General features: G+C 32.4%; 13 protein-coding genes. 1 reads left to right on the top strand and 12 read right to left on the bottom strand.

Annotation, left to right across the window (positions count from 1 at the left end):
- Positions 1-17 precede the first annotated feature (17 nt).
- The 11 genes from ANASTE_RS09130 to mfd form a co-directional block, all read right to left on the bottom strand.
- Entirely contained in the window at positions 18-554 is a 537-nt protein-coding gene (locus ANASTE_RS09130) for a flavodoxin family protein (RefSeq protein WP_007050731.1), read from the bottom strand.
- Positions 555-581: 27 nt separating this feature from the next.
- The gene (locus ANASTE_RS09125; RefSeq protein WP_007050730.1) at positions 582-1,241 is read right to left on the bottom strand and encodes a DUF4405 domain-containing protein; all 660 of its coding nucleotides are present in this window, start codon (positions 1,239-1,241) and stop codon (positions 582-584) included.
- Positions 1,242-1,260: 19 nt separating this feature from the next.
- On the bottom strand, positions 1,261-1,875 hold the full coding sequence (locus tag ANASTE_RS09120) for a flavodoxin (RefSeq protein ID WP_007050729.1): 615 nt from the start codon (positions 1,873-1,875) through the stop codon (positions 1,261-1,263).
- A 37-nt stretch (positions 1,876-1,912) separates the two neighbouring features.
- On the bottom strand, positions 1,913-2,326 hold the full coding sequence (locus ANASTE_RS09115; RefSeq protein WP_007050728.1) for a cupin domain-containing protein: 414 nt from the start codon (positions 2,324-2,326) through the stop codon (positions 1,913-1,915).
- Between the two features lie 216 nt (positions 2,327-2,542).
- Entirely contained in the window at positions 2,543-3,580 is a 1,038-nt protein-coding gene (locus tag ANASTE_RS09110; protein ID WP_039945502.1) for an aldo/keto reductase, read from the bottom strand.
- Positions 3,581-3,600: 20 nt separating this feature from the next.
- Positions 3,601-4,359, bottom strand: a complete 759-nt coding sequence (locus ANASTE_RS09105) for a carboxymuconolactone decarboxylase family protein (RefSeq protein ID WP_007050725.1) — start codon at positions 4,357-4,359, stop codon at positions 3,601-3,603.
- Position 4,360: 1 nt separating this feature from the next.
- Positions 4,361-4,837, bottom strand: coding sequence for a flavodoxin (locus tag ANASTE_RS09100; RefSeq protein ID WP_007050724.1), 477 nt, complete (start codon positions 4,835-4,837; stop codon positions 4,361-4,363).
- Between the two features lie 30 nt (positions 4,838-4,867).
- Complete coding sequence (locus ANASTE_RS09095) at positions 4,868-5,341, bottom strand: flavodoxin (RefSeq protein ID WP_007050723.1); 474 nt, start codon at positions 5,339-5,341, stop codon at positions 4,868-4,870.
- A gap of 146 nt (positions 5,342-5,487) precedes the next feature.
- Positions 5,488-6,180 carry an MIP family channel protein gene (locus tag ANASTE_RS09090; protein ID WP_007050722.1) on the bottom strand — a complete coding sequence of 231 codons (693 nt, stop codon included), beginning with the start codon at positions 6,178-6,180 and terminating at the stop codon, positions 5,488-5,490.
- Between the two features lie 116 nt (positions 6,181-6,296).
- Positions 6,297-7,811: a peptidylprolyl isomerase gene (locus ANASTE_RS09085; protein WP_007050721.1), complete on the bottom strand. Its 1,515-nt coding sequence runs from the start codon at positions 7,809-7,811 to the stop codon at positions 6,297-6,299.
- 62 nt (positions 7,812-7,873) lie between these two features.
- Positions 7,874-11,326 carry a transcription-repair coupling factor gene (gene mfd / locus ANASTE_RS09080; RefSeq protein WP_007050720.1) on the bottom strand — a complete coding sequence of 1,151 codons (3,453 nt, stop codon included), beginning with the start codon at positions 11,324-11,326 and terminating at the stop codon, positions 7,874-7,876.
- 259 nt (positions 11,327-11,585) lie between these two features.
- Between mfd and ANASTE_RS09075 the strand changes: the two genes are divergently transcribed.
- Positions 11,586-13,550, top strand: a complete 1,965-nt coding sequence (locus ANASTE_RS09075; RefSeq protein WP_007050719.1) for a fructose-1,6-bisphosphatase — start codon at positions 11,586-11,588, stop codon at positions 13,548-13,550.
- A gap of 33 nt (positions 13,551-13,583) precedes the next feature.
- Here ANASTE_RS09075 and ANASTE_RS09070 read toward each other — a convergent pair whose 3' ends face one another.
- Positions 13,584-14,816, bottom strand: a complete 1,233-nt coding sequence (locus ANASTE_RS09070; RefSeq protein WP_007050718.1) for a CaiB/BaiF CoA transferase family protein — start codon at positions 14,814-14,816, stop codon at positions 13,584-13,586.
- Positions 14,817-14,850: the final 34 nt, after the last annotated feature.

The raw sequence follows: 14,850 nt of genomic DNA, 5'->3' as shown, positions 1-14,850 counted from the left end.
ATATGAATTTTACTTCTTTAAATATTAAATCCCATTCGATAAGCTTCTTCAATAGTCTGATTTTCATTTATGTCTCCCATGTTCCAAGCACTGTTTGCATAAATTATACCTTTTTCCACAGGATTTATAAGGCATGAAGTAAAACCTCTGAAACATTCTATACTTCTTATCAAAGACTCCGGCCTGCTGTCTGCGGCAGTTAAAATGAAATAAAATTCTTTATTTTTTATTTGTCTATGTTTGGCACAAGTCCTGTCAATCAGTGTTTTCATTTGTGCGGATATAGTATAAAAATATACGGGACTTGCCATTACGATTACGTCCGCATTTATCATATTATTCACGATTTCATCAGCATCATCTTTCTGGGTACAATTTCCCGTTTGATTACAAACTCCGCACCCCACACAATAATTTATGTTTTTATCTTTCAAAAATAATTTTTTAACTTTATTACCAGCCTCTTCGGCTCCTCGTTTGAATTCATCACAAAGTGTATCGGAATTACCCCCTTTACGCGGGCTGCTTGATATAATCAATACTTTTTTACTCATATTACCTCCAGTAAATAATTTTTTTGTTTAAATATGTTTCTTTATAAATTTCATAATAAAATAACATAGGAAAGAAATGAAAAATACTATACAGAAATAATCCCCAAAAGCGACTAGTAAACTATCATTTGAAGAAGCGATATCAAAGGAATAATATGCAATTACTTTAGAAAGTATATTCCTATAAATAAATGACCTTATACCCCATATAAAAGTTAAAGCAAAAATAATGCAGAAAACGATTTTTGTCAATCCACGGATATTTATTTTATTTTTGACTTTATTTATTATCATTTCCATATGAAAACCCAGATGGAGAGATATAAAAATCAATCCTATATATGAAGATGCAGTATGAAGCTTTCTAATATTTAATCCGCCTTCTATATCGAGGAATTTAAATATACTCCTCGATATGGGGACAGCACTTATCATAAGCACACTAAAAGATATTAAAAGACCTGCATTGATAATAAAAATCAAAGTACGGTATAGGTTATATCTCCCTTTAAAAATAGATTTATACCAATTTCTATTTTTTATATTATGTAAAATGAATAACATTATAAGCCCTATACCCAAAAGTTCATGATAAAACGAACTTACAAGTCTTCCCGATATCTCGATAAGCATGAGAATAAGCATTGAAATATCCAATACAACATTAAATCCTTTTTTATTTTTCAATCAACTCTCCCGACATTTATTATAAATTTAAATTTTCTATCCACTTATTTATTTCACTATCCGTATCATCTGCATTTACATCACTTCCTCTTATGGCAAGCCCCTCTTTGATCGTTGATTTTGAACATAAACTCTTTATATCATCTTCACTTCTTCCGAGAGCACTTCCTTCATGAGTACAAAAAGGAACTATGGTCTTGCCATCTAAGTTATTTTCTTCCAAAAAAGTAAATAAAGCCATTGGCATTGTACCCCACCAATTCGGATAACCTAAAAATATAACATCATAATCATCTAAATTTTCTATTTTGCTTTTAAGTTCCGGTCTTGCATTCTCATCCTGTTCTTGCTGTGCTTTATCTACTACAGCATCATAGTCGCTGGGATAATCCTCTTTTGTTTCTATTCTAAAAATTTCAGCATTAGTATTCTTTTGAATTTTCTCGGCAACGGTTTTTGTATTTCCCGAATAAGAGAAATATGCAACTAATATTTTGTTTGTATTTCCGCTGTTTTGAGTCGCAGTACCGCTCTTTGAGCTTTGATTATCAGTATTGGAGGTCCCATTGCTGCCGCATGAGCTTATTCCTGCTAACATTATTAAAGTAAGAAATAATACAAATATTTTTTTCATTATAGTCTCCTCTTTTATATTAAATAAAGTTATAACATTATTTTAACTTGTTATAATCATCATCCGAAACAGCTTCCAGCCATTCATTGGAAGCGCCATCAGCCGGAACTTCAACAGCCAGATGTGAAAACCAACTGTCTTTAGATGCACCATGCCAGTGTTTGACTTCAGGCGGGATGTTTACTACATCTCCGGGAAAAAGTTCTCTTGCTTCCTTACCCCATTCCTGATAATAGCCTCTTCCTCCGGTTACCAAAAGGATTTGCCCACCTTTATGATGTATATGCCAGTTATTTCTGCATTTTGGTTCAAAAGTTACATTACCTATTCCTACTCTCTCGGTTGTAAGCATGTTTAAATAACTCTGTCCTACAAAATAATCCTTAAAAGCATTATTTTTGTCTCCTATAGGAAAAATCATTTCTTTTACTATTTCATTTTTATTACTCATTTAAAATACCTCTTTATTTTAGTTTTTAATTATGTTTTATTACTTTATTAAGTAAAATATCTTTTATCTTAAACATAAAAATATCATTGCTATCTGCCAGTATTAACATAAACACATTGAATTTATTTGAATATTTTATATCTAAAACCACTCATTATACTGACAATCAACCAAACACGAATGATTTATTTACCTTTTGCTTTTAAATGATTTTAATCATATTTCCTGTTTACCGACAGACCATACATGTTTGGAATTCGAAAGTTCCGGACGATTTTGAGCCATAACGCCGACCAAATCATGTGAAGAATATTTTTCTTCCAAATAGTCTATTTCTTCTGTTGTTAAAACGACATCGACAGCACTTGCAGCGTCTTCGATATGTTTCAACTTTGTAGCACCTACAACGGGAGAAGCAACTTTTGTAAGTAACCATGCCAAAGATACTTCCGTCATTGATATTTCTCTTTCTTTAGCTATCTCAGCTACCCTTTCGATTATGACGTTATCCTGCATTTTAGTAGCGCCATATTTTAATTCAGCATAACTGTCTTCTCGCTGTCTTTTTGTCCTTTCGTTAAGATTTCTCGAAAGCCTGCCCCCGGCAAGAGAGCTATACGGTGTAAGTGCTATGTTTTCTTCTTTGCAATAAGGGATCATTTCCCTTTCTTCTTCTCTGAAAATCAAATTATAATGTCCCTGAACCGATATAAACTTTTCAAAATTCTCTTTTTCAGCCAAAGAATTTGCCTTCGCGAGCTGCCAAGCAAAACAATTGGAAACCCCGATATAGCGAGCCTTACCTTCTTTTACAACATTATTAAGACCCTCCATAATATCGTGTATTGGAGTATTATAATCCCACATATGATAAATATATAAATCAACATAATCCGTCCCCAAATTTTTAAGACTTTGATTTAACATTTTTTCTATATGTATCTGTCCGCTAATCCCATTTTTAATTTCATCATCGCTTCTTGGCAGAAATTTAGTAGCAATTACGATATTTTCTCTATTTGTATAATCCTTGATTGCTCTTCCAAGATATTCTTCACTCGTTCCGCCTTGATACGCAATGGCGGTATCAAAGAAATTAACACCCAAGTCAAGTCCTTTTTTAATGATTTCTCCCGAATGATTTTCATCCAAAGTCCATGTATGCTGACCGCTCAATGGATTGCCAAAGCCCATACACCCCATACATATTCTTGATACATTCAAATCCGAATTGCCCAATTTAATGTATTTCATCAATCTTTCCTATATATTTTCTATTTAATATTTTTATAAGCCTCATTAACACAGTTAAGCGCATTTAAAGAACGGGGGTAACCTATATAAGGAAGACACTGAGAGATGATATTTATCAAAAACTCTTTATCATTTCCTATTCTCATATTTGCGACAGCATGACTTATAAGCTGAGGCTCACAGCCACCCTGAGCTGACAGAAAACAAAATGTGATCATTTCTCTTTGTTTATTATCAAGCCCCGTCCTAGTATAATAATCTCCGAAACAATTCGTCGCCAACCAATAATTTATATGTTTACTTTCTTCGGGCCCGGATTTCCAAAAATCTTTCATATGTTCCCCGAAAATATCCATTTGAACTTGACTGCCTTTTTCTCTTCTGTTTTCTTTAGTAGTTGTTGACTGACTTTGAAGAGGAAGTTCTATCCCATCCTCTTCAAAAACCTCATTAGTTGCTTTTAAAAAAGGCAGAACTCTGCCAATACCCAGATAAGCTGTAGATTGGTATACTATCTCTTTGATTTCTGTCGGAGTGACGCCTAACTCAAGAGAAACAGATAACATTATTTTATATTCATCTATACCCTGGCAACCTATCAATGCAGATAATATAGCCATAAATCTCGTCTTGTCGTCCAAATCATCTTGACTTAAAACTTCATCAAATGCAAAATTATTAAATATATCCATAAACTCAGGATCATTTTTTAATAAATCAGAGTCATATAATAAAGACATTTTTTTATAATATTCTTTTACTTTATTGCTATTTGACATATTATTTTACCTCTATCCAATTTTTTATCATTTCATCACAGCTATTTACACTATTTCCGCTTATAGGAAGTCCTTTACCTATAACTGCATTAGGACATAAATCTTTAATATCCTTTTCGCTTCTTCCCATTCTGCTTCCACCATGTGTACAAAACGGATATATTTTTTTGCCTATGAAATCATATCCTTCCAAAAAAGTAAATACAACCATAGGCATGGTACTCCACCAATTCGGATAACCGAGATAAATCACATCATACGAGTCCATATCTTTTACACTATCTGAAATCTTAGGTCTTGCGTTCCCATTTATTTCTTTTTTTGCAATTGCAACCGTCTCGTTATAATTTTTCGGATACCTTTTAATTGGTTTTATTTCAAATAAATCACTGTTTGTTAAACCCGCTATTTTTTCTGCTGCGGTTCTTGTATTTCCGCTGTGTGAAAAATAAGCTACTAAAGTTTTTTTACTGTTCATTTCTTATCTCCTTATTGATTTTCATATTTTTTATAATTTGTCTATCCAAGCATTTATTTCACTCATTGAAGTTTCCATATCACTACCGTTAAACTTTATATTTATAGCATTTTTTACTTGTGAATTATTAGCTAAACTTTTAATATCATCAACAGTACTTCCTATCCACCCTCCGTTAGTAATAAAAGGAACAATTTTTTTCCCGCTTAAATCATATTTAGATAAAAAAGTCCTTACGGCAGGTGCAAATGTGTACCACCAAACGGGACTTCCCAAAAGAATTTCATCATAATCTTTTAAATCTATTCCTATCTCTTTTATCTCAGGCATGTATCTACTGTCGGTTTCTTTTTTCCCCTGTTCGACCACATCATCATAACTTCCGCTGTATGGCTTTATTGTTTCTAACCTTACGATATCAACATCAAGGTTATCTTTTAAAATATCCACGATCATCTTTGTATTACCAGTGTATGAATAATATACAATCAATTTCTTTTTCATTTTAACTCCTTCATGAAATATATTTTTATAATTATTTCTTCACAATAAAACCCTATCACTTGGAGTTGACTCCAAGTCAAGTACTTTTTAAAACTTTTTAAATAAAAAAAGAGCATATGTAAAACATATGCTCTTTTGCATTTTAATTATTGTTCGGTACTGTATAAATATTTATGAACAAAAGCTGCAATTGCACCTCCAACCAAAGGAGCAAGTATAAACAACCATACTTGTGATAAAGCAGCTCCTCCCGTAAATATTGCAGGAGCTAAACTCCTTGCAGGATTAACGGAGGTCCCAGTCAAAGGAATACCTATTATATGTACAAAAGTAAGGGTCAATCCGATTATAAGACCCGCCATATGACTTGTTTTTTCATTATCGGTTACTCTTAAAATTGTCATTATAAATACAAAAGTAAGAATTACTTCTACTGCCAATGCTCCAATCATATTTAAGCCTACTCCGCTTAACTCTCCGTATCCATTCGCACCAAAGCCTCTAAGTCCCTGGCTTGCCGATGTTATAAAGTAAAGCACTCCGCTTCCTGCCAATGCTCCCAAAACTTGTGCTATAACATATCCTATAAAATCATTTAAGTTCATTCTTCCCGTTATAAGCATAGAAAGAGAAACTGCGGGATTGACATGACATCCGGAGATATCTCCTATTGCATAGGCGGCAGCAACGATTGCAAGCCCGAATGCCAAAGCAATAGCTACAACTCCCAAAAATCCGCTTCCCATTCCTCCTGTGAAGCCGCCTAAGACTACAGCGTTACCGCATCCAAAGAATACTAATACAAATGTTCCTATAAATTCTGCTAAATATTTTTTCAAAACTATTTCCTCTCTTTAATTATATTTATTGTGTTTTTACTCAATTGATATATTATAACACATTTAAACAAATAAAAAAAGAGAAGATTATTCTTCTCTTTAGCAATTTATTTTCATTATTTATTTAATACAGATTTATAAATTTTAACTTTATTATCTTTTTTAAGTTCAGCCAAAAGCATATTATAAGGTTCATCAATATCCTCTATCTCGACTTTTCCGTTATGTTTATCCTTGATATCTTCATCTAATTTATTTACGGCTTCAAGTTTATTTTGACTGTCCAGTTTAGATAATATAGTATCTTTGCTGTCTTCAAATTTTGGCTCTACAGTATTTTTATCATAAACATATATCACATGATAACCATATTCGGTTTTAACAGGACCCACGACACTTCCTTTTTCCGCATCAAATGCAGCTTTGGAAAAATCCTCTACCATAGAAGGATAGGTAAAAGCCCCTAAATCCGAAGCTTCCTGTACCGCTGAATTTTTTTGATACTTACTCATTATTTGATCAAAATCGGCACCTTTTTGAGTAGCTTGCTCGTATATTTCTTTTGCTAAAGATTTATCGGAAGTAAGTATATGTTTTGCACTGACAGTTGATTTATCATAAGCCTTAGTATTTTTGTTAAATTCTTTTTCTGCATCTTTTTCTGTCGGTTTATCATAAGTAACTTTTTCTTCTAACGCTTCTTTATATAAATCAGCCGTAGCGATCCATTTTCCCGCTTCGTCATATTGTTTTTTTGTGAGCCCGTAAGCATTGTAAACGGAAGTTAATGTATCACTCCCAAACATTGATGATAAAGACTCGTTTTCAGCCTTCTTAGAATTGACTTTCTTAGTATCTATTTTCGTTTTGGCTTCTTTTCCTGCAGCATAGAATGCAGCTTTTTCTTTTACCATAGCCACTGTAGATTCTTTTAATTCTTGCTGCTTCTGTTCATCGGTCTTTTGTTCAGATTCGGAGCTATCCGCTGAACCGCTGTATTGTTTTTGATATTCATTATACTCCTGTTCCATTGCCTTTTGGATATAACAGTAATAATAAATAGAAGCAGTTACTTTTATATCATCAACAGTCATATAATTTGCAGTTGCATATTTACCGCCTTGAACTTTATTTCTGAATTTTTCTGCAAACCCGGAAGTATAAGTTGAAAATTCTGCATATAGATTAACTGCATTTTCAAAGCTCTTTTCATCTTCGAAGCCGTATTGTTTCAAAACACTTTTATACTTATCTCCTTTTAAATAAGAGCTTGATTTAATAGATTTAAGAGTTTCTTTTGCCGCCTCTTTTACTTCTTTATCATTTTTTGTATATCCGTAGTCTTTAGCTGCTTTTTTAACAAGTTCATATTCAACGAGATTGTTCGCAACTTCTTCTTTCAAACTGGAAACCGAAGAATCTTCCATAGAAATTTCTGTACCAGAGTTGGCATAGTAAGATACAAGAGTAAAACCAACAACAGCATCTAAATTCATTTTGGGTATTTCGGTATCTCCCACTTTAGCGACAGCCTTATTAGCGAGCTTTTCTTCATTTACACTACAGCCGAATGCCGAGAATAATAGAGTGACTGCCATTGCAATCCCGATTATTTTTTTAATATTTTTCATAAATAAATCCTTTCTGTATTAAATGATTATAAACTATCATAATGTTATAAATTATACACAATTTAAGCTATATTATCAATTATTTTATCTATTAGTTTCATAATACTTTGATGTACGTTTCTTGTCTTTTTATATGGGAAACAAATCCTTATAAATTTACTATTTTTAATAAATTTACCTTTAAAGATTTCATATAACTTGTTTATTTTATCCATATGGATTTCTTTTTCTTTGTCAAAGTCAAAATATATTTCCCTGTTTTCTTCATTTACATTTATACTTAATATATCTTTTTTACTTGCTTTATTCCTAAGAAGAGATATATCCATTAAATTGAGTGTTTCTTTTCTTATATCTCCGTATATATCAATAAGATTTTCAACCATTTCATCTTTATCAGCTTCTGTTTCTATGCTGGCTATTTCTTTATAAGTGATTATCCTTTGCTTTTCATCTTCTATATATTTTTTATCTATATAAGCATTTATTTTAATGTTAATGGTAGTTTCAACAGGTTCTTTTTGTGCTTCTCCTTTACTTTCCTTAAGAGCTTCCTGAAGCATTTTTGTATAAAGCTCATAACCTACATTCGTAAAGTGACCGCTTTGATTTGCACCGAGAAGATTTCCCGAGCCTCTTATTTGAAGATCCCTTATTGCGATTTGAAAACCGGAACCAAACTTTGTAAATTCATTTATAGCCTTCAATCTTTTCATTGCAACTTCATTCAAAGCTTTATCTTTTTCATAAGTTACATAACAATAAGCATTTTTATTGCTTCTTCCTACTCTTCCTCTAAGCTGATACAATTGTGAAAGACCTAGATTATTACCTTCTTTTATTATCATCGTATTTGCATTTAAGATATTGAGTCCGTTTTCCACTATAGCTGTACAAACAAGCACATCAAATTCCTTATTCAAAAATCTGAACATCGTCTTTTCGAGTTCCCTTTCCGGCATTTGTCCGTTTGCAAACTCTACTTTTAATCCCGGTATCAATTTCCTTAGTTTAAGGCATGTCTTTTCCGCATTCTTTACTGAATTATAAACAAAGAATACCTGCCCCCCTCTGGATAACTCTCTGTTTATCGCGTCTTTTATAATATAATCGTCATATTCGATTACATATGTTTCGGTTTCTTCTCTTTCCTTGGGAGGCTTTTCAATCGTCGATAAATCTCTTATACCGATAAGAGACATATTAAGTGTCCTTGGGATTGGAGTTGCGGAAAGAGTAAGGGTATCTACATTTTCCTTTAACAGTTTAAGCTTATCTTTATGAGCTACTCCAAATCTTTGTTCTTCGTCAACTACAAGTAAACCCAAATCCTTAAAATTTACATTATCCGAAAGAAGTTTATGTGTCCCGATTACTATATCCACTTTCCCTCTTTCAAGCTTATCTATTATCCTGTTTTCTTCTTTCTTCGTTTTAAACCTTGAAAGCATTTCTATTTTCACAGGAAAATCTTTAAATCTCTCCACAAACGTATTGTAATGCTGCATTGCAAGAATAGTCGTCGGGACTAAAACTGCACATTGCTTACCGTCCATTACAGCTTTAAAAATTGCTCTTGCGGCAACCTCGGTCTTGCCAAAACCTACATCTCCGCATATAAGTCTATCCATAGGATAAGGCTTTTCCATATCTTCTTTTACTTCTCTTACACATCTTTCCTGATCTTCGGTAAGTTCATAACCGAAATTATCTTCAAACTCTTTTTGCCACGGAGTATCGGCTGAAAAGGCAAAACCTTTTATTTCCCTTCTCTTTGCATATAATGTAATATATTCTTTTGCAAGCTCTTTTACAGCTTTTCTCGTTTTGTTCTTGGTGTTTTCCCAAACCTGAGAACCCAATTTATTAAGCTTTGGAGGTGCGTCCGATGAACCTATATATTTACTTACCAAGTTCATCTTATTTGCAATTACGTATAATTTGTCATTTCCGGCAAATTCGATTTCAAGGTAATCATTATATAGCCCGCCGGCTTCCATATTTACCATTCCCAGATATCTTCCGATACCGTAAGTTTCGTGAACTACATAATCACCCTTAGTTATCTCACTGAAGAAAGCTTTTTCATTATGTTTATCTTTTTTAGTTCTTTTTTTCTTAGCTTCTTTTTTTATAAGTACATCGTTATAAGACAGAATAAATAATTTTTCACTTAAAATATTTACTCCGTTTCTGATATTTGATTTTACAAGTGCGACATGCCCTTCTTTAACAGTGTGAGTATAGTCTATATTATAATTACTTAAAAATTCCGAAAGATTCTTCTTTTCCTTTTCGTTTTTATAAGTAATAATAACCTTATAATCTTCTTTTAAATAAGTAACGATATTGTCAATTAAATAATTGATATTCTTTACATAATTGATATTATCACTTGATTTTACTTCAACTATATCTTTGCAAAACAAATTATTTGAAGCCATTGATAAATCAAAATAAATCAAAGAATCTAAATTTATAAACCTTTCTTCCGCTTCGGCGAATTTAAAATGATTGTTTACTTGTATATCGAGCATCTTTCCATGCTCAGCCAAATCTTTCAGTTCTTCTTTGTTTTCTTTAAAAAATCTATTGTAAGTCTTTTTTATTATGCTGTAATCGTCAAAAATAATAAGAGGGTCTTTATATAAATCAATCAATGACTTTGTTTGTTTTGAAGCATAGAATATATACTTTGTCGTATCATTTGTATCATCTGCTATCTTTTCGTAAAGTTCTCTGTAGTTTTTGTCTATTTCTTCATCTTCATTTTGAGTTATCGCTTTTTCGAGCTTAGCTCTTACTTTTTTATTGAGTTTATTTATTTCATCATAATCAAGTAAGCTTGTCTTTGCGGGAACAAGAGTAAATTTATTTATCTTTTCAATGCTTTTTCCGGTATTTTTATCGAACGTTCTTATCGAATCTATTTCATCGTCGAAAAACTCTATCCTAACGGGTACTTCATCCCCCATAATGAACACATCTACAATCCCGCCCTTTACGGAGTATGCTCCCTGACCCGTAACTTCATATTCTCTTGCATATCCGAACTTATTCAATATTTCTATAAATTCGTCTATATCTAATATGTCTTCAGTCTTCTTTGTTATTATACTGTCTTTACCCCAAAACAGACCTTTCTCGATAGCGGCATTGATAGAAGTAACTATTATTTTTTTACTTCCCATTACAGCATTTTTTATGACATTGACTCTTTTATTGGTAAGTTCCATTGAATGACTGTCGATAAACTCATGAGTTATGGGCTTTGCAGGGTAATATAAAATATCTTTTTCAGACAATATATCACTTAAATTCAAATAAGTTTCTTTTGCCGAAACATCATCCTTTAAAATATAAATGACAGGTCTTTTTTCTTTATATAATTCATGAACAGTGATCATATCTTTTAAATTAGAGCTGACTCCATGAAGAAAAATACTCCCTTTTTTATCGGCAGTATAATTTATTTTATTCAAAAACGTTGCGGCACTCAATATACTCTCAATCATTTAAAGTCCCCTTATCAATGTATTTTTATATTATAACACATTTTAAAATGTACATAGCTTTTTATGATATAATAACAAATATAATTAAAGTATAAAATGATACTCAGCTAAAAGATTTTACTCTAAAATACACAAATATTCAAATATAAATATTTATTTTAATTTTAAATTAATCTTCTTTTCACAAAATTGGATTATTATAAATAAATATAGTATTTAATATACATATTTAGAGTATATAAAATAAGGATGGTAAAAAATGAGAAAATTTAGCACAAAGGAGATATATGACAATAAAGATTATCTGACTTTATTCTCAAAGCAGTATACAAATGTATGTGAAACAAGAGCAAGGATAATAGAGCTTAACGCAAACTTAAACTTACCGAAAGGAACAGAACATTTTATAACTGATATTCACGGAGAAAACGAAGCCTTTGAACACGTACTTAGGAACTGTTCGGGAAGCATAAGAAGAAAAGTAACGGAAACTATAGGAGACAAAGTAAATGAGGAAGAATTGAACACCATAATTACCCTCATATATTATCCGGTAAAGAAACTCAAACTTCTCTCTATTGAGGATAAATTAAATAAGGAATGGTACAAGGATACGCTAAAATACCTTATTGAAATATTGGCTAATGTATCCAGTAAATCTACAAGAGAACAAGTCAGAAGAAATATAGATAAAAATTACGTAAACATAATCGAAGAATTATTATTTAAAAATGATGAAGACGAAAAAAGAGCATTATATTTTGAAAATATATTTGATACAATAATCGATACTAATGCAAGCGAAGATTTCATTGTTAAAATATGCCGTTCCATAAGGACTTTAAACTTAGATCATCTTCATATCATAGGCGATATTTACGACAGAGGCAGGGGTGCCCATAAAGCAATGGATATAATATCAAATCATTATAGCGTTGATATCCAGTGGGGAAACCACGATGTGGTATGGATGGGCGCAAACTACGGAAATGAAGCATGTATAGCAAATGTAATAAGGATTTGTCTCAGATACGGAAATATAGAAACACTTAGAGACGGATACGGAATAGGTATACTTCCTCTATCATTATTTGCTTCTGCGACATACAAAAACTCTTCAAAGGAAGATTTAAAGGAGTTCTTTCCGAGACTTAGTGATGAAGATCCGGATATTGATGAAACATTGATGGCTAAAATGCATAAAGCCATGACAATCATTCAATTTAAACTCGAAACACAAATAATAAAGAAACATCCGGAGTATTTAATGGATAACAGAGATATGTTATCCAAATGTGACTTTGATAAAGGAACAATAATAATTGATGATATAGAGTATGAATTAAACACAAAGGATTTTCCTACTATCGATAAAGATGATGTGAGTAAACTTACAGAAGAGGAAGAAAAAATAATAAAAACATTAAAGCACAGCTTTATATCCAGTGAAAAACTGAGTGAACATATAGATACACTTCTAACAAAAGGAAGTATGTATCTAACTTACAATAAAAATTTACTCTTCCATGGATGTATACCTCTTAACGAAGACGGAAGCTTTAAAGAAGTAAGGGTCGGAGAAGAATATTATAAAGGAAAAGAACTGATGGATAAAATGGAATATCATTTAAGAAGTTCCATTACCTCTGATAATAAAGACACCTCCTACTTTTGGTATTTATGGTGCTCTCCCAATTCTCCTCTATTCGGGAAAAGTAAAATGGCTACTTTTGAAAGATATTTTATAAATGATAAAGAAACACACAAAGAAACATATTTATCTTATTTTACAAAATCCAACGAAGAAGAAGTTGCCATAGATATACTTGGAGAATTCGGACTCCATGACAGCTATTCGAGAATAATAAACGGTCATGTGCCTATAAAATTAAAAGCGGGGCAAACTCCTATAAAAGCTAACGGCAGACTGTTATTGATAGACGGTGGCTATTCAAAAGCTTACAGAGATGTTACCGGGATTGCGGGATTTACACTTACTTATAACTCTTACGGGATGAACTTGATAACACATCATCCATTCAACAATGTGGATTATGCAATCAAGCATGAAATTGATATCAGGAGCGAACATAGATTTTTGTATGATAATGACAAGAGGATACTTGTTAAAGATACCGATAAAGCAAAGGATATAAAAAAGGAAATATATTATCTTGAAATGCTTCTTACTGCATATCAAAAGGGTATCATAAAGAGGACTTAAAAAAGACCCATAAGGGTCTTTTTTATTTTTAACCTAGAACACTCCCTCTTTATTCATCTCTTCAAATTCTTCACTTGAATAACCCATGGAAGTTATTATTTCTTTAGTATGATATCCGAGAGGATATCCCGACTTTTCATAATTATAAGGACATTTCGAAAGTTTTATTGGATTTCCCATTTGTTTTATATTAATATCTTCATTTTGAGAGCTTTTTACATCTACGACCATTTCTCTTTTCTTGACATGCTCATCTTCAATCAATGCTTCTTTTAATGATAATACAGGTTCCACACAAACGTCTCTGCCGCTGAATATTTCCATCCACTCATCTTTTGTTTTATTCTTTATAACATTTCTTATATCTTCTTTGACATTATCGATTTCTTCCGGACATACCGAACCTTCAATGTATTCTTCCCTGTCAATAAGTATACAAAATTCCCTCCAAAACTGAGGCTCCAGACAACCTACACTGAGGTATTCACCGTCTTTTGTTTGGTAAAAATCATATATACATCCGCCGTTAAGCCTTTGTTTTTCCCTTTTAGGCTCTTCTCCCGAAACCAAGAAACCCGCACCGTCCATTGCATTGAAAGGTATCAACCCGTCGTACATGGAAATATCTATATACTGACCTTCTCCTGTCATATTCCTGTAATTTACAGCCGCCAATATACCAACTACGGAATTCATCGAGCCCGCACAAACATCCGCAATCTGCATATTCGTAAGAACAGGTCCGATATCAGCCTTTCCCGCATGCGCCATATTTCCGCTTCTTGCAAGGTAATTTATATCATGTCCCGCATTTTGGCTCAAAGGTCCCGTCTGTCCGTATCCAGTAAGAGAACAATATATGAGATTGGGATTGATTTTCTTAAGCTTTTCATAACCCAGCCCAAGTTTATCCATTACTCCTGGACGAAACTGCTCCAAAATAATATCATATTCCATTATAAGTTCTTTTACGATATCTATTGCCTTAGGATTTTTTAAATTTAGAAATAAATTCTTTTTATTTCTGCCAAGCCAAGCTTGATTAGCTGATAAATCAGTACCGTCTACAAAAGGAGGATAATCCGCAACGATATCCGGTCTTGATGAGGAGCTTATTTTTATTACCTGCGCACCCATATCGGCAAAGACCAAAGAAGCATAAGGTCCGGGAAGAAGAGTAGAAAAATCGAGTATTTTTAAATTGCTCAATGCTCCGTTCATTCTTACTTTTTTATAATCCTTAGATTGATTATTTTCTTTTATCATATTTATAACCTCCGATATTTATTAAAGTATATCA

Source organism: Anaerofustis stercorihominis DSM 17244 (assembly GCF_000154825.1).
GTDB lineage: Bacteria > Bacillota > Clostridia > Eubacteriales > Anaerofustaceae > Anaerofustis > Anaerofustis stercorihominis.
Note: the sequence above shows the minus strand (reverse complement) of the source record. Positions and strands in the feature narration are given on the sequence as shown.